The 18,125-nt window shown below is 75.1% G+C and carries 16 protein-coding genes; 10 read left to right on the plus strand and 6 right to left on the minus strand.

From position 1 onward, the window contains the following. Nucleotides 1-718: vanadium-dependent haloperoxidase (locus ADY01_RS18295; RefSeq protein WP_049574290.1), on the plus strand; the 718-nt coding region annotated here is incomplete at its 5' end. A gap of 16 nt (nucleotides 719-734) precedes the next feature. Here ADY01_RS18295 and ADY01_RS18300 read toward each other — a convergent pair. Continuing rightward, nucleotides 735-1,097, minus strand: coding sequence for a trypco2 family protein (locus tag ADY01_RS18300; RefSeq protein WP_049574293.1), 363 nt, complete (start codon nucleotides 1,095-1,097; stop codon nucleotides 735-737). A gap of 108 nt (nucleotides 1,098-1,205) precedes the next feature. Between ADY01_RS18300 and ADY01_RS18305 the strand changes: the two genes are divergently transcribed. From ADY01_RS18305 to ADY01_RS18325, 5 genes are read left to right on the plus strand one after another with little or no spacing between them, the layout of a single operon-like run. Beyond that, nucleotides 1,206-2,942, plus strand: a complete 1,737-nt coding sequence (locus ADY01_RS18305) for a S1 family peptidase (protein WP_159001270.1) — start codon at nucleotides 1,206-1,208, stop codon at nucleotides 2,940-2,942. After that, the gene (locus tag ADY01_RS18310) at nucleotides 2,939-5,191 is read left to right on the plus strand and encodes a serine/threonine-protein kinase (RefSeq protein WP_049574299.1); all 2,253 of its coding nucleotides are present in this window, start codon (nucleotides 2,939-2,941) and stop codon (nucleotides 5,189-5,191) included. The genes ADY01_RS18305 and ADY01_RS18310 overlap by 4 nt, the downstream gene beginning before the upstream one ends. Nucleotides 5,192-5,242: 51 nt before the next feature. Beyond that, nucleotides 5,243-6,604, plus strand: coding sequence for a VWA domain-containing protein (locus ADY01_RS18315; protein ID WP_049574301.1), 1,362 nt, complete (start codon nucleotides 5,243-5,245; stop codon nucleotides 6,602-6,604). Further along, nucleotides 6,601-7,515 carry a hypothetical protein gene (locus tag ADY01_RS39160; RefSeq protein ID WP_049574303.1) on the plus strand — a complete coding sequence of 305 codons (915 nt, stop codon included), beginning with the start codon at nucleotides 6,601-6,603 and terminating at the stop codon, nucleotides 7,513-7,515. The genes ADY01_RS18315 and ADY01_RS39160 overlap by 4 nt, the downstream gene beginning before the upstream one ends. Next, nucleotides 7,512-8,828: an ABC transporter substrate-binding protein gene (locus tag ADY01_RS18325; protein WP_049574306.1), complete on the plus strand. Its 1,317-nt coding sequence runs from the start codon at nucleotides 7,512-7,514 to the stop codon at nucleotides 8,826-8,828. The genes ADY01_RS39160 and ADY01_RS18325 overlap by 4 nt, the downstream gene beginning before the upstream one ends. 22 nt (nucleotides 8,829-8,850) lie before the next feature. Here the strand turns inward: ADY01_RS18325 and ADY01_RS38220 are convergent, their stop codons facing one another. From ADY01_RS38220 to ADY01_RS18335, 3 genes are all read right to left on the minus strand, one after another. Next, a complete protein-coding gene (locus ADY01_RS38220; protein WP_107081758.1) occupies nucleotides 8,851-8,997 on the minus strand; it encodes a DUF6126 family protein in 147 nt (48 codons plus the stop codon). Between the two features lie 22 nt (nucleotides 8,998-9,019). After that, on the minus strand, nucleotides 9,020-9,625 hold the full coding sequence (locus tag ADY01_RS18330; RefSeq protein ID WP_049574309.1) for a helix-turn-helix domain-containing protein: 606 nt from the start codon (nucleotides 9,623-9,625) through the stop codon (nucleotides 9,020-9,022). A 68-nt stretch (nucleotides 9,626-9,693) separates the two neighbouring features. Then, complete coding sequence (locus ADY01_RS18335; protein WP_049574312.1) at nucleotides 9,694-10,158, minus strand: DUF6174 domain-containing protein; 465 nt, start codon at nucleotides 10,156-10,158, stop codon at nucleotides 9,694-9,696. Nucleotides 10,159-10,305: 147 nt separating this feature from the next. On the opposite strand from ADY01_RS18335, the gene ADY01_RS18340 reads away from it, so the two are divergent. Beyond that, the gene (locus ADY01_RS18340; RefSeq protein ID WP_053170963.1) at nucleotides 10,306-11,574 is read left to right on the plus strand and encodes a phosphotransferase; all 1,269 of its coding nucleotides are present in this window, start codon (nucleotides 10,306-10,308) and stop codon (nucleotides 11,572-11,574) included. Between the two features lie 42 nt (nucleotides 11,575-11,616). Here ADY01_RS18340 and ADY01_RS39165 read toward each other — a convergent pair whose 3' ends face one another. Both ADY01_RS39165 and ADY01_RS18350 read right to left on the minus strand, forming a co-directional pair. Continuing rightward, nucleotides 11,617-13,725: an exo-alpha-sialidase gene (locus ADY01_RS39165; protein WP_078900394.1), complete on the minus strand. Its 2,109-nt coding sequence runs from the start codon at nucleotides 13,723-13,725 to the stop codon at nucleotides 11,617-11,619. A gap of 157 nt (nucleotides 13,726-13,882) precedes the next feature. Next, nucleotides 13,883-14,842 (minus strand): NAD-dependent epimerase/dehydratase family protein, encoded by a 960-nt coding sequence (locus ADY01_RS18350; RefSeq protein WP_049574319.1) that lies wholly within the window; start codon nucleotides 14,840-14,842, stop codon nucleotides 13,883-13,885. A 262-nt stretch (nucleotides 14,843-15,104) separates the two neighbouring features. Here ADY01_RS18350 and ADY01_RS18355 point away from each other — a divergent pair, with 262 nt between their 5' ends. The 3 genes from ADY01_RS18355 to ADY01_RS18370 all read left to right on the plus strand — a co-directional run bounded on the left by ADY01_RS18355 (nucleotide 15,105) and on the right by ADY01_RS18370 (nucleotide 18,083). After that, nucleotides 15,105-16,553, plus strand: coding sequence for an ABC transporter permease (locus ADY01_RS18355; RefSeq protein ID WP_049574321.1), 1,449 nt, complete (start codon nucleotides 15,105-15,107; stop codon nucleotides 16,551-16,553). A 38-nt stretch (nucleotides 16,554-16,591) separates the two neighbouring features. Continuing rightward, entirely contained in the window at nucleotides 16,592-17,284 is a 693-nt protein-coding gene (locus tag ADY01_RS18360; RefSeq protein ID WP_049574323.1) for an ABC transporter ATP-binding protein, read from the plus strand. A 277-nt stretch (nucleotides 17,285-17,561) separates the two neighbouring features. Continuing rightward, nucleotides 17,562-18,083 carry a hypothetical protein gene (locus tag ADY01_RS18370; protein WP_049574329.1) on the plus strand — a complete coding sequence of 174 codons (522 nt, stop codon included), beginning with the start codon at nucleotides 17,562-17,564 and terminating at the stop codon, nucleotides 18,081-18,083. Nucleotides 18,084-18,125 lie beyond the last annotated feature (42 nt).

Genomic DNA, 18,125 nt, shown 5'->3' on the forward strand with positions numbered 1-18,125 from the left:
TTGCTCGACTGGGTCGAATTTTTATAAGCTCCAGGCCGGACTGCGCCACGCCACCCCGTTCCTGCTGACCGGCGCCGGCCAGTTCCGCCTGCCCGCGCCGCCAGCGCTGGGCTCGGAGCGCTACGAGGCGGACCTCGCCGAGGTCCGCGACCTCGGCTCCGCCGACTCCGCGCTCCGCACCGCCGAGCAGACCGAGACCGCCTCGTTCTGGTACGGCTCCTCCGCCACCCTCTACACCACCCCGCTCCGCGTGGCCCTGGAACGGCTCGACGGGTCCCTGACCGAACGGGCGACGCTCGTCGCGCTGTTCCATGTGGCCCTGGTGGACACCCAGATCGCCACCTCGGACAGCAAGTACGCCCATCTGCGCTGGCGGCCCGTCACCGCCCTGCACGCGGGCGGCGACACCGACTGGGCCCCGCTGCACGTCACCCCGTCCCACCCCGACTACCCCAGCGGCCACAGCACCTACTCCGGCGCCGCCCAGGGCGTGCTGACCGCGCTGACCGGCCCGACCACGGCGCCGTTCGAGCTGACCAGCCCCACCGCCCCCGGCGTGACCCGCACCTACACGGACTGGAGCACGCTGAGCCAGGAGAACATCGACGCCCGCGTCTGGTCGGGCATCCACACCCGCACCGCCGACGAGGCCGGCGTAAGCCTCGGCCTCCAGGTCGCCGACCACACCCTCCGAAACGCCGCCCGCCTCCTGGGCTGAGGCCCAGGCCGGGAGTTCACCTCCCCGCGCCGCCCTCGCGTCCGCCGTCCCGGCCACCGCCGGAGGGGGCGAGCGGGGGGCGGCGGCGGACGTGCAGCATGCCCTCCTCGTCGCTCAGCTCGGGCAGCAGCTCCACCTGCATCCGGTGCGTGGTGTCCCGGGCGGCTCCGCCCCCGACGTCCGCGGTCAGCACGCCGATGCGCAACCCGGCCCTCGCGTCCCCCGACCGGTGCACCTGCACGGCGAATTCGAGGCTCACCCGCTCCACCGCGAACCGGATCGACTCGTCCTCGCCGTCCCGCCACGCCTGCGTCAACTCCCGCCGCACCTGCCCGATCACCTCGGCCAGGCCCACGAAGTCCTCACCCGCCGCCGCCATTCGCGCCCCCTGGTCCGTCCCGAGCGTCGTGCCGTCCCACTCCTTTTGGTGCGCACGGAGTCTACGCGGTGTGAGGACCCAGGAGTACAGTGTGACGGTATGGGGGGCTTGGCAACGGAACGTTGGCTGGTCCGCATCAGGCAGCCCGGGGGGCCGGTTCTCGGCGCGGGTGTACTGCTCAGTGCCGACCTCGTGCTGACCTGCGCCCATGTGGTCGGGGAGCCGGACGCCTCCCTGATGGTGGAGCTCGCCGGGGCGGGAGCCATGGCGGACGCGGTCCCCGCGCGCGTGGCCGAGGACGGCTGGGTGCCGCACCGCGAGGGTGACGGCCTGTGGGGACCGGTGGGCGACGTCGCCCTGCTCCGCCTCCGGTGGCCGCAGCCCGCCGAACGCGCCACCACCCTCCACCGGCTTCCCCCGACCCGGCGCCGCGCGGTTCGCCTGTACGGCTTTCCGGTGGACGCCGACCGGGGTTTCGAACTGGACGGCCGCCTCGGCGGCCGGGGCGGCGACGGGCGGGTGCAGATCAAGCCCGAGCCCCCCGAGGCGAACGCCGTCGAGGGCTTCAGCGGCGGGGCCGTCGTGGACGACGAGACCGACCGCGTCATCGGCATCGTCGTCAGCCGCTACCGGCTCGGCGCGCTGCGCGCCTCCTTCATGATCCCCACGGGGACCGTACTCCACTACCTTCCCCAGATCCGCCACTTCGTGCCGAGCGAATCCGTCATCGACCGCGGGTTCGCCTCCGACCGCGCGCTCCGCCGGGACAGCGGGAACGAGCACGCGGAGGAGAAGGAGGACGAGGGCCTCGCGCTCTCGCTGACCGACTTCCTCAGCGGCGGCGAGGCCGCCCCGCCGGCCGCGTCCGTGGTCGTGGGGCCGGACGACGACACCCGGGAACTGCCGCTGTGGCTCGCCGTGAACGCGGCCTCCGGAGAGCTGTCCGCCCACGACCGCGCCGCGCTCCTGGCCGACGCCCCGCCCGGCACCGTCCCGCCCATCGGCTCCCTCGACCTGGCCATCAGCGTCACCGGCCGGACCCGGGCCGAGGTCGCCGAGCGCGTTTGCGGCCGGATGGGGTTCGTCCCCGCCCCCGGCGACACGTTCGAGGCGCGCCTGAGAGGGAACCCGTTGCCGCTCACTCTCGCGGTCAGGGGAGTGGACCGGGCGCGGGAGCCCGCCGGGGTGGGCGAACTGCTGGGGCTCCTCGCCGAGCAGGGCTGTCGGACGCTGCTGGTGTTCGACGAGGACGACGAACCCGCGCGCCGCGCCGCGACGGCCGCCCTGGAATTCCGCTTCCGCCTCGGCGCCGCGGACCGCCTGCTGAACGACTGCCTCGCCCTGGGCCGGCACGACCTGCCCGCGCGCACCCGCCGCGTCACGGCCCGTGCCCAGCCGGCCAGGGGCGCGCTGGACCGGGCGGGGAAGTCGTTCGCCGCCGCGAGCGCCCTCAAGCACCGGATCGCGGCGCTGCGCACCCAGGGCCCACCGCCCCCGGGCCGTTCCATGGACGAGATCGAAGAGGTCGTGGCCACCGCCACGACGGCGATCGCCGACCTCTCCGCGGCGATCGGGCACCTCGACGCCCTGGTCGCGCGCCGCAACGAGCTCCGCGGCCGGCTGGAGGCGGCGCACGCCCCCGCGCGGGGGCGGGACTCCGCGAGCCGGGCCGCCCTCGACCTGTCCGACCGCTACTGCGAAGCCCGTGACCTGCTGTGGCACGCGCCCTGCGACGTGCCGGCGGCCGAGGCGGCGATCCGCCGCTACCTCGACGCCCTGCACGGCAGGGACTCGGACGGCAGGGACTCGCACGGCAAGGACTCGGACGGAAGGGACAGGCCATGACCGCGTGCAACCGGCCCGGCTGTGGCGGGACCCTCTCGCCCACCGGCTACTGCGACACCTGCGGGCGGCGGCCACGGCTCACCGCCGAGGCCCCGCGGGACCCCGACCCCGAGACGGGGAGCACTGGGCCCGCGCCGCCGTCCTCGACCACGGGCGACGGCGAGATGTCGCTGCCGCGCGTCTCCGTGCGCGATCCGTCGGACCTGGTCATCGACGCCTCCCGCGAGCCGGTCGGCCCCAGGCACTGCGGCGTGAACGGCTGCTGGCAGATGGTCGGCATGCCACACGGCGACCAGCCCGCCGCGGCCACCGGCGAGTGCCCGCGCTGCCACCACCCCTACTCCTTCGAGCCGCAGCTCCACCCGGGCGAACTGCTCGCCGGCCAGTACGAGGTGGTCGGCTGCGTGGCCCATGGCGGCTTCGGCTGGGTCTACCTGGCCCGCGATCTCAACCTCGACGGCTCCCCTGTCGCGCTCAAGGGCCTCATCAACAACAACGACGCCACCGCGCTGAGCGTCGCCGCCGCGGAGCGGCGCTTCCTGACCTCGCTCCAGCACGACCACATCGTCGGCATCAGGAACTTCGTCACCTGGCGGGACACCGGATACATCGTGATGGAGTTCATCAGCGGCCACCCGCTCGACGCCCTGCTGAGCCGAGCGGCGCAGGAGCGGATCCTGGGCGGCCCGCTGCTCCTTGAGCACGTCGCCGTCTACGGCTGCCGCATCCTCAACGCGCTGGAGTACCTGCACCAGCACCGCCTGCTCTACTGCGACATGAAGCCGTCCAACGTGATCCACCACGAGGACCGCATCACCATCATCGACCTGGGGGCCGTCCGCCGGGTCGACGACCGCACCTCTCCCGTGATCTACACCGATGAGTACCTGCCGTACTCCGAGCTCCACCCCGACGAGCCGGGCGCCACGTCGGAGCCGGAGTCCGTCCGCCTGGGCAGGCGTCGCCCGGCCGCCCGCTTCTCCCGGATGACCGACCTCTACACGGTGGCGACCACCCTCAGGGAGCTGGCCGGGGCCGGTGAGGATACCGACGGCGTCGGCGCCGACGCCTTCCGCCTGGTGCTCGACCGCGCCACCGCGGTCGACCGCGCCGCCCGCTTCACCTCCGCCGCCGAGATGTTCGAGCAACTGCGCGGTGTATGGCGGCAGCTGCGCGCGGAGGCGGGCGACCAGCAGATCGCCCAGTCCGCCGTGTTCGCCCCCGGCGCCGCCCTGCTGGACGACGGCCTCGGCGCCCCGCCACCGCTGCGGCACTGGCTGCGCCCGCCGGGGCGGGAGCCGGCGCCGCTCGACCCCGGACGCCCGGCCCCAGCGCGCGTGGGCGCCGGGCTGCCCGCCCCCGTTCCCCATCCCGACCACCCCAGGGCCGCCCGCGAACTCCAGGTCTGCGACACGGCCCTGGCGATCGGCGAGGCGGGCGCGGCCCAGGCGGCGCTGGAGCGTGCCTGCGACCTCCTCACCCCGGAGCCGGCCCGCTACGACTGGCGCGTCGCCTGGTACTGCGGACGGCTGCTGCTCGCCCGCGGCGCCTCGTCCTCGGCGGACGCCGAGGTCCACGCCGCCCTCGCGCCCCGGCTCGGCCTGCGCCGGTCCCGCCCGCGCGCCGCCCGCGACTGGTTCACCGCCGTCTACCGCGCCCTCCCCGGCGAACCGGTCCCCAAGCTCGCCCTCGGCTACTGCGCGGAGCTGGACGGGGAGCCCGAGGAGGCCGAGGCCCTCTACCGCGCCGTGTGGCGGCGCGACCACGCCGACGGCTCCGCCGCGTTCGGGCTGGCCCGCATCCACCTCGCGGGCGGGGACCGGGCAGCCGCCCGCGCCGTCCTCGACCAGGTCCCGACCCACGCGCCGCACCACCAGGCCGCCCGCGTCGCCGCGACGCGGCTGCTCGTCGCCCGCCTCCCCGGCCGGCCGCTCGCCGCCGAGGACTTCGCCGAGGCACAGCACCGCCTCCCCGGGCTCCCGCTGGACCGGGGCCGCGAGGACGGGGAGGAACGGCTGCGGCTGACCGCCGAGTTGCGGGAGTCCGCGCTCCGGTGGGCGCTCGCCCACGGGTGGCCGCCGCCCGGCCTCCAGGGCGGGCCGCTGTTCGGCACCCCACCGGACGAAGAGGGCCTGCGGGCACTGCTCGAAGCCTCGTTCACCGCCCTGGCGCCGCGCGCGGCCACCACCGAGGAGCACCATCACCTGATCGACCACGCGAACGACGTCCGCCCCCTGACCCTGCTGTGACGCCGCCGTGAGACGGCCGAGCCGCGACAAGGCGATGCAAAGGAGCACGCCATGACCACGACCCAGCCCATCGGCTTGCGAATAGACCAGGTCAGGGAGCTGCCCGTCGGCGCCTCGCGCGATGGGATGCATGCCTACCTGGACGTCCGCACCCGCGGCCTGGACGCGAGCGCGCTCGGCGGCGCCCCCGAGGCCGCGGAGGTGATCATCGTCGACTGCTCGGGATCGATGGGATCGCCGTCGTCCAAGCTCCAGGCCGCGCGGGACGCCGCGACCGCGGCCGTCGACGCCCTGCGCGACGGCACCCGGTTCGCTGTCGTCGAGGGAACGCACCGGGCCGCCATGGTGTACCCGCGCCACGCGGATCGCCTGGCCGTCGCCGACCACGACACCCGCGCCCGCGCCGCCTCGCGGATCAGGCACCTGTTCCCCGAGGGCGGCACCGCCATCGGCACCTGGCTCGGCCTGGCGCGCGGCCTGCTGGCGGACGACGCGGCCCGGGTCAAGCACGCCGTCCTGCTGACCGACGGCCACAATGTCAGCCGCCATGACCTCCTGACCGATGAACTCGCCCGCTGTCAGGGCCTCTTCCGCTGCGACGCGCGCGGCATCGGCGACGGCTGGAGCGCCAGGGAGCTGCTTCGGATCACCGACCGGCTGGACGGCAGCGCCAGCGCCGTCCTCCGGGACTCGGACCTGGCCGCCGAGTTCGAGGCCCTGGTCCGCGCCTCGATGGCCCGCACCCTCCCCTCGCTGACGATCAGGGTCTCGCTGACCACGGGCGTCCGCCTTCGCTACCTCAAGCAGGTCCACCCCCGCGAACAGGACCTCACGGCGGACGGCGAGGAGGTGGACGGCCGCACCCTCGTGTTTCCCACCGAGCCCTGGGGGGGCGACGAGGTCCGCCAGTACCACCTGTGTCTGGACGCCGACCCGCGGGAACAGCCGCGGCACGAGGACCTCCAGCTCGCCTGGGTGGAGGTGGCCGCCGGGACCGACCGCGTGCCCGACACGGCGCCGGTCCCGGTCCTCGTGCGCTGGCTCCCCGGGGAGCGGCGTTCCACCCAGCACTCCCGGTCCGGCTGGCACTTCTTGCGTCATGAGGACCTGGGCCTGGCCGTCGCCGAGGCGTATGAGGCGTTCGACACGGGGGACATGGCCGCGGCGGAGCGCGCGCTCGGGACCGCGGTGGGACTGGCCCACGCCCTCGGCCACCACCGCCTGCTCGCCGAACTCGCCGAGATCGTCGACATCACCGACGCCGCCGCGGGCGAAGTCCGGCAGAAGGCTGACGCCGACCCGCGCCGCATCGGCCGACTGCTGATGTCCAGCCGCCACTCCGTCGTCGCCCCCGCGCCCGACGCGGACTCCGACCTCTACCCCGACCCCGACGGCGGGCGGCCGACGGGATGAGCACCACGCGCCGTTCACTCCTGCGCCGCTCCGCGGCCCTGCTGGCCCTGACCGTCTCGACCGCCGCCGCGCTCGCCGTGGGCTACGCGGAGGTCCACGGGGACGCCGCCCCGCTCCGCGACAGGACCGCGCCGGCGATCCTGGACGTGACGGCGGCGCGCGGCGCGCTGGTGGAGGCCCACGAGGCGGCGGAGAACGCGCCGGGGGACGGCGCCTTCCGCGTCCACATCGCGGTGGCCAGCCAGAGCGTCGCGCGTGCCGCCGGGGCGGATGTCCGGGGCGCCTCGGGGCTGCGTGCGCTGGAGACCGTCAGCGGGCTGATCGTCTCCTACTCCGGCCTGCTGGAGCAGGCCGACCGCGAGGAAGCGGAACCGGCCCTGCGCGATGCCTACCTGTACTACGCCGGCACCACGCTGAACCGCGGCGACGACGGCATCCTCGACCGGCTCGACGCCCTTCAGGACGACCAGCACGCCACGCTGGCGGCGCAGGCGTCGTTCGACCGGCCGTCCCGGCTGGCGTGGGCGGTGGCGGTGCTGTCCTTCCTCGGGCTGGTCGCCCTGCTGGTCGAGACCCAGCTCTTCCTGCGCCGCCGCTTCCGGCGCCGCTACAACCTCGGCCTGCTCGGCGCGACCGCGACGCTGCTGATCGCGTTCCTCGCCCTGACCGCCCTCACCGCCCAGACGCACGCCGCCATGGCCGCCTCCCGGGACCAGCTCGCCGACCTCCGGGAGCACCCGGACGGGCGGTCCTCCCGCCCCATCGCCGCGAAGGTGGAGAACGAGATGAACCGAACGGAAGCCTGGGACGGGCTGACGGGCTTCGTCCCCGTCCTCGGGCTGGCCCTCGCCGCCCAGACGGGGGCCGGCCTGTGGCCGCGGATCGACCAGTACCGGTTCAGGTCCCGGTGAGGCGCCCGCTGACGCTGGCCGTCGTGGCGGGGGCGGCGGCCCTGACCGTGCTCGCGGGCTTCGTCAACCACGTCGCGTCCTCGGCCGACCGGACGGTGACCGTGCTCGCCTCGTGGGGAGGCGCCCAGCGGGAGACGTTCGAACGGGTGCTCGCCGCGTTCACCGAGGACACCGGCATCGAGGTGGACTACCAGGGGACCACGGCGCTGCGGGAGGTCCTCCTCTCCGAGGTCCAGGCGGGCGCGCCGCCGGACATCGCGATACTGCCGAGCATCGGGGAGCTGGCCGAGTACGCCCAGCGGGGCGAGGTGCTCGCGCTGGACGACCGGCCCGCCTGGGACGAGTCGAGCATGCACGCGTACGGCGAGCCGTGGCTCGGCTCCCTCTCCGCCGGGGGCCGGGAGGAGGCCGTCTACTGGTTCCCCGTCAAGGTCGACCTCAAGAGCCTGGTCTGGTACGACGCCGGACGGACGGACGCGGACGGGCTCGCCCCGCTGGCCGGGGACGGCGGCGCGTGGTGCCTGGGCATGGGCTCGGACGCCACCTCCGGCTGGCCGGGGACCGACTGGGTGGAGGACCTGCTGCTCCAGCAGGCGGGCGTCGAGGTCTACGAGGCGTGGGCCAGGGGCGAGGACGGAAGCTGGACCTCGCAGGAGATGCGCACGGCGTGGCGGACCTTCGGCGAGCTGGTCGGCGGCGAGGGCTCCGGCAACGCCGTGGCCTCCCTCACCCGGGACTACGGGCAGGCGTCGGCCGGGCTCGGCGGTGGCACCTGCGCGCTCGACCACCAGGCGACGCACGCCCGTGGCGCCTACGCCGGGGCCGAGGCCCGGTTCGTGCCCTCGGCGCGGCTCTTCCCCGGCACGGACGGCACCCCCCGGGGCTGGGAGGTCGGGGGCGACTTCGCGGCGATGTTCCGCGACAGCGACGAGGCCATGGAGCTGATGCGCTTTCTGGCCTCGTCCGAGGCGCAGATCCTCTGGGCCGCGGAGATGGCGGGGGAGGGGCTGCCTCCCCCGCTGTCCGCCTACCGCCAGGCGGCCGAGGCGTCGCAGGAGGACGACCCGGTCATGGCCGAGATCACCGACACCCTGTGGAACGCCCCGCGGGACCTGTGCCTGGACGCCTCCGACCTCATGCCGCCGTCCCTGCGCGACGCGTTCTACGACGCGGTGCTGACGTTCCTCGCCTCCGTGCCGGAGTTCCTCTCCTCGGAGGCGCGGCTGGCACAGCTCCTGGGTGACCTGGAGGAGCTCGGCGCCAGGACCCCTGCGGACTTCCCCTGGCTGCCCTCCGCCTGCGGGCTGCCCTGACCCCGGGCGCCCGCGGCTACCGCTACCGGCTCCGCGCGCCCAGGGAGAAGAGGAAGATCAGGAAGCCCGCGACGGCGTGGCCCGCGACGCCGTAGAGGAGGACGCGGATCCACAGGCCCCGGGGGATGCGGTCGGCGCGACCGCGGCGCGCTCGCCGGGTGGTCGTCATGAGGGGTGGTCTCCTTCGTCTGTCAACGCCGCGCGCCGCCGAGGCACAGGTCCGCGGTGGCGCTCTGGAGGAGGGTGTGGACGAACAGCATCTCCGCGCCCGCGCGGGTGGCCGCGCCGATCCGGTGCGGGGTGAGGGAGTCGAAGTGGGCGCTGTCGCCCCGGTCGAGCACGTGCTCGGCCTCGCCGAGCGTCAGCCGCAGCCGCCCGGTGAGGACATGCAGCCACTCCTCGCCGGGATGCACGCGCACCAGCTCGTCCTGCCGGCCGCCGTGGGGGACCAGCACGTGCAGGGCCTGCATGCCGCGCCCCGAGCCGCCGGCCTGCCAGTAGGTCCAGCCCCCGGCCTCGCGGGCGCCCGAACTCCTCGCCCTGATCACGGGGTCGGGGGTGGGCGGCGCCTCGCCGAGCAGCGTGGACACGGTCGTACCGTAGACACGGGCCAGGCTGAGCAGCATCGGCAACGAGGGCTGGCGCCGCCCGGTCTCCAGACGGGAGAGGTGGGCGGGGGAGAGCCCGGCCCGCGCGGCGGCGGCCTCCAGCGTCAGCCCGGCGGCGCGGCGCAGTTCACGCAGCTGCGGGGCGACGGCGGGCAGTTCCTCGGGTGCCACCGGGGCATCGGGCTCCATGCCGTCGATTGAGCCATGACCTTCCCTCTGAGGCAAGTCCGTTGCCTCAGAGGCAAGACGCTCCCGCCTCAGCCGGCCGCGGTGTACCCGCTGATCTCGTAGCAGGCCTCGTCGTCGAGGGCCTCCTCCCGGTAGTCGATCGAGATCTCCGAGGGCGGCTCCCCGTCGGCGTTCCCCTCCTCGGGGTAGGTCACCGTGACCACGTCCGCGCCGTCCTCGCGGGCCGCTTCCGCCTCGTCGAGCAGTTCCCCGATGGTCGGCGGCAGTCGGGCGTCGTCGCCGTGGCCGAGGAAGAGGCCGGCCGTCTCGTCCTCCGCCGTCGCGTCGACGACCCGTCCCCCGGCCACCTCGATGGCGAACCGGCCCAGCAGAGAACGTTCACCGCAGGAGGACTCCAGGGTGTACCGGTAGCCGTCCGGCTCCCGCCAGGAGGGCTCCGCCGCCTCGGCGGCGTCCTCGGAACCGCACCCGGCCAGGGAGAGGAGCAGCGCCGCCGCGGCGGCCGGCGGCCCGAGCCGCATCATCGTGTACATGCCGTTGGGACGGGCCGCCCGACCGGCTGGTTCCCCGCTCGCCCGCCGGGGGCCCGTCGGCGCCTGCCGGGCCAGGCACCCGGCCTCCGGACACGGCGTTCGGATAACGGGTGGCTTCCGCGGCGGGGCGGGGGACACACTGGCCGCATGGGACGGACGGTCAGCGCGTGGGTGACCCGCGCCGGGGAAGGGCTGGGCACGGTCGGCCCGTTCCCCGTGGACATCCCCTGGTGGTCCGAGACCGAGCCGGTCGTGGAGCGCGTGGGCGAGGCGCTCGGCGTTCCCGTGCTGGTGCTCCGCCTCCTGCGGGTCGAGGGCGGGGAGGGCGCCAGGAACGGTCATGTGACCTACCACGTCGAGGCGTTGGAGCGGCCGGACCCGGCGCCGCCCACCGCGGGTCACCCGCCGCCCGCCGGCCTGGCGGCGCTCCTGCGGCCCGAGCCGCTGCGGGCGTCCTGGGCCACGGCGGACGGACTGGCGCAGGCGCTGGACTGGGCCGCCCGGACCCTGGCCGCCGCGGGCCGTCCGCCCACCGGGCCCGCCGTGCAGCGCCGAACGTGGAACCTCTCGGGCCTCTTCCGGCTGCCCACGGCCCGCGGCCCCGTCTGGCTCAAGGCCACTCCCCGCTTCGCCGCCGACGAGGCCGCCGTCATCGCCGCGTTCGCGCGCGCCGACCCGGGCCTGGTGCCCGCGCTCGTCGGCGCGGGGGAGCGGAGGGTCCTGCTGGAGCACCTCCCGGGCGAGGACCACTGGGGCGCTGCGGAGGAGGTGGCCACCGGCGTGCTCCGCCGTCTCGTCGCCGCCCAGGCCGCGCTCCCCGCACTCCTCGCCCCCGGCGGCGGCGCGGCCGACGCCGGCGCGGCCGACGGCGAGGGACCGCCGCCGGGGCTGCGCGACGGGCGCGGCGCCGTCCTGGCGGGCCGGATCCGGGCGCTGCTCGACGGCCCGCTCGCCCACGAACTGACCGCGGAGGAACGGGCCGCCGCCCACGCGCTGGCCGCCCGCTGGCCCCTGCTCGACGCCTGCGGGCTGCCCGACACGGTGGTGCACGGCGACTTCCACCCCGGCAACTGGCGCGGCGAGCGCGGCGGGCCGCCGGTCGTCGTCGACTTCGCCGACGCCTCCTACGGCAACCCGGTGCTCGACGGCCTGCGCGCCCGCGACTTCCTGCCCGAGGCCGCGAGAGGGGCGGCGGCCCGCGCGTGGATCGACGCCTGGAAGGAGCACGCGCCGGGCAGCGACCCGGCCCGCGCCCTCGCCGTCGCCGAGCCGCTCGCCCACCTCGGCTACGCCCTGCGCTACCAGGAGTTCCTGGACGGCATCGAGCCCACCGAGCGGATCTACCACCGCGGCGACCCCGCCGCGGCCGTCCGCGCCGCCCTCCGCGCCGCGTCCGACGGGCTCGGGACGGGGTAGCGCCCGCCCGTGCCGGGCTGACGACGGCGCGGTGCGCCGCCGTCAGGCGAGGCGGGTGAGGCGGACCGCGTCCGCGACCACGAAACCGTCGGCGTCGTCGCTCAGTTCGACCGTGGTCCAAAGGCCCGCGGCGAGGTCGAAGCCGCCGAGCGACGCCCAGGTCCCGCCCCTGGGCTCCGGACTCCCCGCGAGCCGCTGGTCGACCCGGACGGTGCGGGTGCCCCCCGCGCCCCGCACCGTGTAGGGCGCGTCGCCCGCGCGGTTCTCGTGCGGCGTGTAGGAGACGTCGATCCGGTAGCGGCCGTCCTGCGGCACCACCGGCCGCCAGCGGACCACGCCGGCGCCGGTCCCGGCGGGCGCGGTGCGGTAGTTGCCGCTCCAGTAGCCGGGCACCCCGGTCGCCGGGGACCAGACGCCGCCGACCACCTCGTAGCCCACGTCGTCGTTGTCGACCACCGACTCCTCGCGGACGTCGGCCCGTCCCGCGGCCGTGATCAGGCTCAGCGCGTCCAGCGAGAGAAGGCTGCCTCCGCCGCGCCCGGGGCCCGTCACCGTGAAACGCACCGTGTGCCGCCCGGCCGTGAGCTCGTGGGGGCCGAGCTGCGCCACGTCGTAGCCGCCGACGGACTCCGCCGTGGTGTCGAGGACCGCCGTGCGCGGGCGCCGCCCGTCGACCGTGACCGTGAGCAGGCCCCCCTCCTCCGGCCTGACGTAGCGCAGCAGCAGGTCGTACGTCGCCGTCCGGGGCGCCGTCACCGTGTACGCGACCCAGCCGCCCGGGGCGCTCGGCGTGAACACGGCGCGCGCGCCCCCGCGCGCCAGCGGGTCGGCGACCGAGGTCAGCACGCCGCCGGAGACCGTCCCGCCCGCGGCCAGGTCCGTGACCTCCTCCTGATAGCCGGGGCCGCCGCCCAGGCTGTCCCGTCCCCCGGTCAGCCAGTCGAGCGAGAAGCGGCAGACGGCGACCCTGCGCGGGGCGCTCGCCAGCTCCCCGTCGCAGCCGTAGAGCAGCAGGATGGTGCCGTCGGAGAGCCGGGCGAGCTCCGAGTAGAACGAGCGGCCCTCGTTGACGACCCTGCTGTAACGGAACGAGTGGCCCTCGTCGTAGCTGACCGAGACGGTCATGTTGGTGCGCACCGGGGAGTCCGGGCGGCTGAACAGGATCCGGTCCACGTCCGTGCTGCCGGGGCCGCCGGTGTAGCGCGCCAGGGAGGCGTCCACCGCGTTGAACCGGCCCGTGGAACCGTCCAGCGCGGGCCGCGACCAGGTCAGGCCGCGGTCCCGGCTGACGGAGACGATCCGCTGCCGGTTGCCGCCCGCCGCCGCCCGGCCGTTGACCACCACCGTGCCGTCGGAGCGCTGGAACACCCGGGCCTCGTTGATCGGGTAGTCCACCTCGACCGGCACCTCGCCGGTCGCCCTCCAGGTCGCGCCGTGGTCGTCGCTGTAGACCGAGGCGACGCCGTAGAAGCGCTCGGGGGCGCTGTTGCCCACGATCACCCGCCGGTGCAGGCAGTTGAGCAGCAGCCGGCCGGAGTCGAGCTGGATGCCGTGGCCGGGACCCGGGCCGTGCAGCGCCCAGTCGTAGGGGAAGCCGTCGAACAGCCCGGGGAGGGGGCGCTGTTCGCCCCAGGTCGCGCCGCCATCGGTGCTGGAGACCACCCAGAGGTCGCCGGAGTCGCCCGAGCAGGAGGTGTTCCCGGGGAGCCGGAGGGAGAGCATGAAGAACAGGAAGACCTCGCCGGTCCGCCCGTCGGCGAGGAGCGCCGGGTTCCCCCAGGACTCCCCGTCGACCGAGGGGACCACGGTCCTGGTCGGCTCCCAGGTGTCGCCGCCGTCGGTGCTGCGGCGCAGCAGGAGGGCCCGCGGGCCCGCGTCGCACACCTCGTACCTGCCCTCGGTGACAGCGAGAACCGTGTCGTCGGGCAGCACCGTGAGCGCGTGCACGTGGTAGTTCTCCAGCGGGTCGACCTCGGAGTCCCACAGCGTGGTCTCGTCGAAGAACGACGCGCCCCGCCTCCCGCCCGCCGCCGCGCCGGGCGCGAACGCCGCCTGCCCCGCCGCCGCGACCGCCGCGGCACCCGCCACGCCCCGCGCGAACGCCCGTCTGCTGAGCGCCACTCGCGGCGCCGTCTCCCTGCTCTGCCTCATGCGACCCCGGCTTCTAATACGTATTAATAGGTCGCAGTCCAAGCTAGCCGGGCGTTTTGGCGAGCGTCAAGAGCCGTGCGGCCGACGCGTGTTCGGCATGGCGGCGGCGACGGTGAACGGGCCCCGGGCGCGCGCCGGAACCGGTGCCGTCACGCCGTCAGGCGGGGGACGAGCCCTCCGCGGCCCGCGCGCGGTACCAGTCGAGCGTCGCGGCGATCGCCTCCGGGTGCGGGGTCGGGTCGAACGGGCCGAAGGTCTCCGTGAACCGGCCGCTGTCGCTCACGAACGGGCGGTCGCGCTGGTACCAGGTCTCGCCGAGGGCCCGCACGGTCGGGTTGACCAGGCCGAGCACGCGCTGCATCGGGCGCCCGACCGAGGCCGTGCGGGCGGGGCGGCCCGCCTGCGCGAAGACCAGGTCGAGGAACCGCGCGCCCGTGAGCGCCTCGGCGGCCGGGAGGTGCCAGGCCCGGCCGTCACCGCGGGCGTCCTCGCCCAGCACGACGAGCGCCCTGGCCATGTCGGGCAGGTAGGAGAGCGTGTGCGGCTGGTCCAGCCTGCCGACCCAGCGGGCCACCTTGCCCGCCGCCGCGGCACCGAACACGGTGTCGCCGACGATGGTGTTGACGCCGCCCGGCCCGTAGTAGTCGGAGGCCCGCCCCAGGGCGACCCTCAGGTCGCCGGCGTGGTGCCGGGACAGCAGCGCCTCGGCCATCCGGGCGCGCACGACCCCCTGGGAGTCGCGGGCCGCGTACGGCAGGTCCTCCGTCATCGGGGCGTCGACGGGGCCGTACATGTACAGGTTGTCGGCGAAGACCAGCTTGGCGCCCTGTGCCGCCGTCGCGTCGGCGATCGTCGCGGTGAGCGGCGGGAACTTCCACGCCCACCGGTGATAGGCGGGCGAGGCGCAGTGGTAGACGACGGCGGCGCCCGCGCACGCCTCCTCGGCCCCGGCGGGCGTGGCGGCGTCCGCCCGGAGCGTCTCGACGTCGGGCCGCGCGGCGAGGGTGCGGCCGACGGCGCGCACCCGCCGTCCCCGCGCGGTGAGTTCGCGCACGACGGCGCCGCCGCGGGCGCCGCCCGCGCCCAGGACGACGTGCAGATCGGATGCGGCGGACATGGAGCCTCCAGGCGTCGGCCGTTCCCCCTCGCGAGGTGGCGCGCGGGGGACCGGCGATCACGGTCGTTCGACAACGCCGACACCGTCGCACATGCGCATGGCCCCGCGCGCACTCGGGCACGCCTACCGCGCCCTCGCGCTCGCCGGCCAGCACCGACCAGCACCGGCCCACCGCGCGGTCGCGGCGCCGGCTGACGGTTTCTCACCGAAGTCTCATCCGTCCCTCAGACGACGCTCACCGCCCGCTCCTAGCGTCCGGCGCATGACCCTCACCTACCTGCGGCGCGAGCTGCTCGGACGCCGCAAGGCTCATCTCGTCATCGCCGCCGGACTCGCCCTCGGCATCGCGCTCGTCCTCATCGTCGACTCCGTCTCGTCCGGGATGCGCAAGGCCCAGGACGAGGTGCTCGAATCCCTCTACGGACTCGGCACCGACCTGACGGTGAGCGCGTCGTTCGAGCCCGAGGAGGGGGGCGGGGGGACCATCCGGCGCCCCCGCTTCGACTTCGACGCGCGGGAGGACGAGGAGCAGAGCGGCGACATGCTCGTCCCCGACTCGCCCGCCACCCTCGACGCCGCCGCCGTCGAACGCGTCGCGGGCATGGACGACGTGGCCGGGGCGGCAGGCGGGCTCGGGCTGCGCAACATCGGCGTCATGGGCTCCTTCCAACGGGGCCAGGTCCCCGAGGACGGCTCGCGGGACACCGTGACCGACCCCGGCGAGGCTCCCCGAGTGGAGGGCGGCGGCGCGGAGTTCGACGTCGACCAGTACAGCGTCTTCGGCGCCGACGTCACCCGGCCCGACCTCGGCCCGCTGAGCACCGTCGAGGTCACCGAGGGCCGGACGTTCGAGGCCGACGAGACCGACGCCGCCGTCGCGCTGCTCGACGCCGACCACGCCGCCGAGAACGACCTGGCCGTCGGCGACACCCTCACCACCGCCGGCACCGACATCGAGGTCATCGGCCTGACCAGCCCGACGACCGAGGAGTCCACCACGGACGTCTTCATACCGCTGACGCTCGCCCAACGCCTCTCCGGGCTCGACGACGAGGTGACCGGCATCTACGTCCAGGCCGCCGACTCCCAGCACCTGGACGCCATCGAGTCCGCCATCACCGACCAGGTCGACGACGCCGAGGTCACCACCGCCGCCGATCTGGCCGACCAGGTCTCCGGTTCGCTCTCCACCGCCGCGGACCTCGCGGACGGGGTCGGGACGTGGCTGTCCTACCTCGTGCTGGCCTCCGCCTTCCTCGTCGCCGGGCTGCTGGCCTCCTCCTCCGTCAATCGCCGGGTCAGGGAGTTCGGCACGCTGAAGGCGCTCGGCTGGACCCGCGGGCGGGTCACCCGCCAGGTGATGAGCGAGTCCCTGGTCACCGGCCTCGTCGGCGGCGCCCTCGGCCTCGGCGCCGGCCTCGCCTGCGCCTGGACCATCACGCGGGTCCGCCCCGACCTCACCGCGGAACTCGGCCTCGGCGCCTTCGGCGACGGCCCCGTGCTGAGGGGCCCCGGCGGCGGCCAGGGACCCGAAGCGCCGGCCGGGGGGACCGGCCCGTCACTGGACATCGGCCTCACCGCGCCGGTCGGCCTCGACATCCTCACCCTCGCCGTGGCCCTGGCCGTCACCGGCGGCCTGGTCGCGGGCGCCTTCGCCGCCTGGCGCGCCGCGCGGCTCCGCCCGGCCGACGCCCTGCGCCGCATCGCCTGACCGGCCCCCACCACCCCTCGCATCAGGAGGACCCGACGATGTACGAACTCACCGACGTGACCAAGCGCTACCGCCGCGGGAAGGACACGGTCACCGCGCTGGACAACGTCTCGCTGACGGTGCCCGAGGGGGGCAGGCTCGTGATCCAGGGCCCCACCGGCGGCGGCAAGTCCACCCTCCTCCACCTCCTCGGCGGCCTGGACCGGGCCACCGACGGCTCCGTCCGCCTCGACGGCACCGACCTCACCCGCCTCTCCGAGGCCAGGCTGACGCGGATGCGCGCCGAACGCATCGGCTTCGTCTTCCAGGGCTTCCACCTCATCCCCACGCTCACCGCGCAGGAGAACGTCGAGACGGCCCTCGTCCCGCTCGGCCTGCGCGCCCCCGAGCGCCGCAAGCGGGCGGCCGAGGCGCTGGAGTCGGTGGGGCTCGCCGAACGCGCCGCACACCTGCCCGACGAGCTCTCCGGCGGGCAGCAGCAGCGCGCGGCCATCGCCCGCGCCCTCGCCAAGCGCCCCCGGGTGCTCCTCGCCGACGAACCCACCGGCAACCTCGACGAGTCGACCCGCGACGAGGTGATGGAGGTCCTGGAGAGCCGGTGGCGCGAACTCGGTCTGACCTTCGTGCTCGTCACCCACGACAGCGCCCTCGCCCGCCGCGCCGACCGGGTGGCCAGCATCGTGCACGGCGCGATCACGGTCACCGACCGCTCCGGGGCCGCGGCCGGGTGATAGGTCGTTGGTTGATGTCGACGAAACGCAGGTAGGCGGTGTTGCGCGACTGGTTGGCCCGGAACGCGCTGTCGAGCAGGGAGACCGCGCTCAGCGGGAACGGCTGTCCGGATCCGGCCCCCCGCGGATCGTGCTGCCGGGCACTGCCGAACACCACCCCCGCATCTCCGCCCGAGAATTTCCGTAACAGTGAAGACACAGTGCGCGCACAGGCGTTGCCCGAGGACACGGGGGGCGACAGTCTGCACATCCACCTTCACGACAAGAGGACGTCTCCATGCGCCGACGCGCCGCCACGCCGCTCGTGGTCGCGATGCTTCTCCCCCTGGCGACCGGCTGCGGCGGGGAGGACTCGAATCCCTTCGGCGAGCCGAAGGGCCCCAGCACATCGACGGCGCTCGCCGTCGGCGATGTTTTCACCTGGGAGGGCGGGGTCATGGCCAGCGTCGACGACATCGACGAACGATCCGAACGAGGCGAGTACGACTCCTACCCGGAGGGGCACGCCGCCTTCACCGCCGAGGTGACCTTCGACAACGAGAGCGACGAGAGCCTGAGTCTCTCCGACTTCGTCTTCGACGCCGTGTCCACGGCGGACGGCGCCGAGGCGGCGGTCATCCACATCGAGGACGTCACCGACGGACTCCAGGGCTCGCTGGAACCGGGTGCCAGCGAGAGGCTCACGCTGAGCTGGAGCCTGGACACCGAACAGCACGGCCGGGACCTCACGTTCGTCGCCACGCGCGGCACGAGCACGGGCGAGGGCGACCGTCCGGAGTGGGCGGGCTCCCTCCCCTGAGCGTGTGCTCGACGCCCCGGCGGGCGGGGGAAGGGCATACGA

The sequence above is a fragment of the Streptomyces sp. SBT349 genome, from assembly GCF_001083795.1.
Lineage (GTDB): Bacteria > Actinomycetota > Actinomycetes > Streptomycetales > Streptomycetaceae > Streptomyces.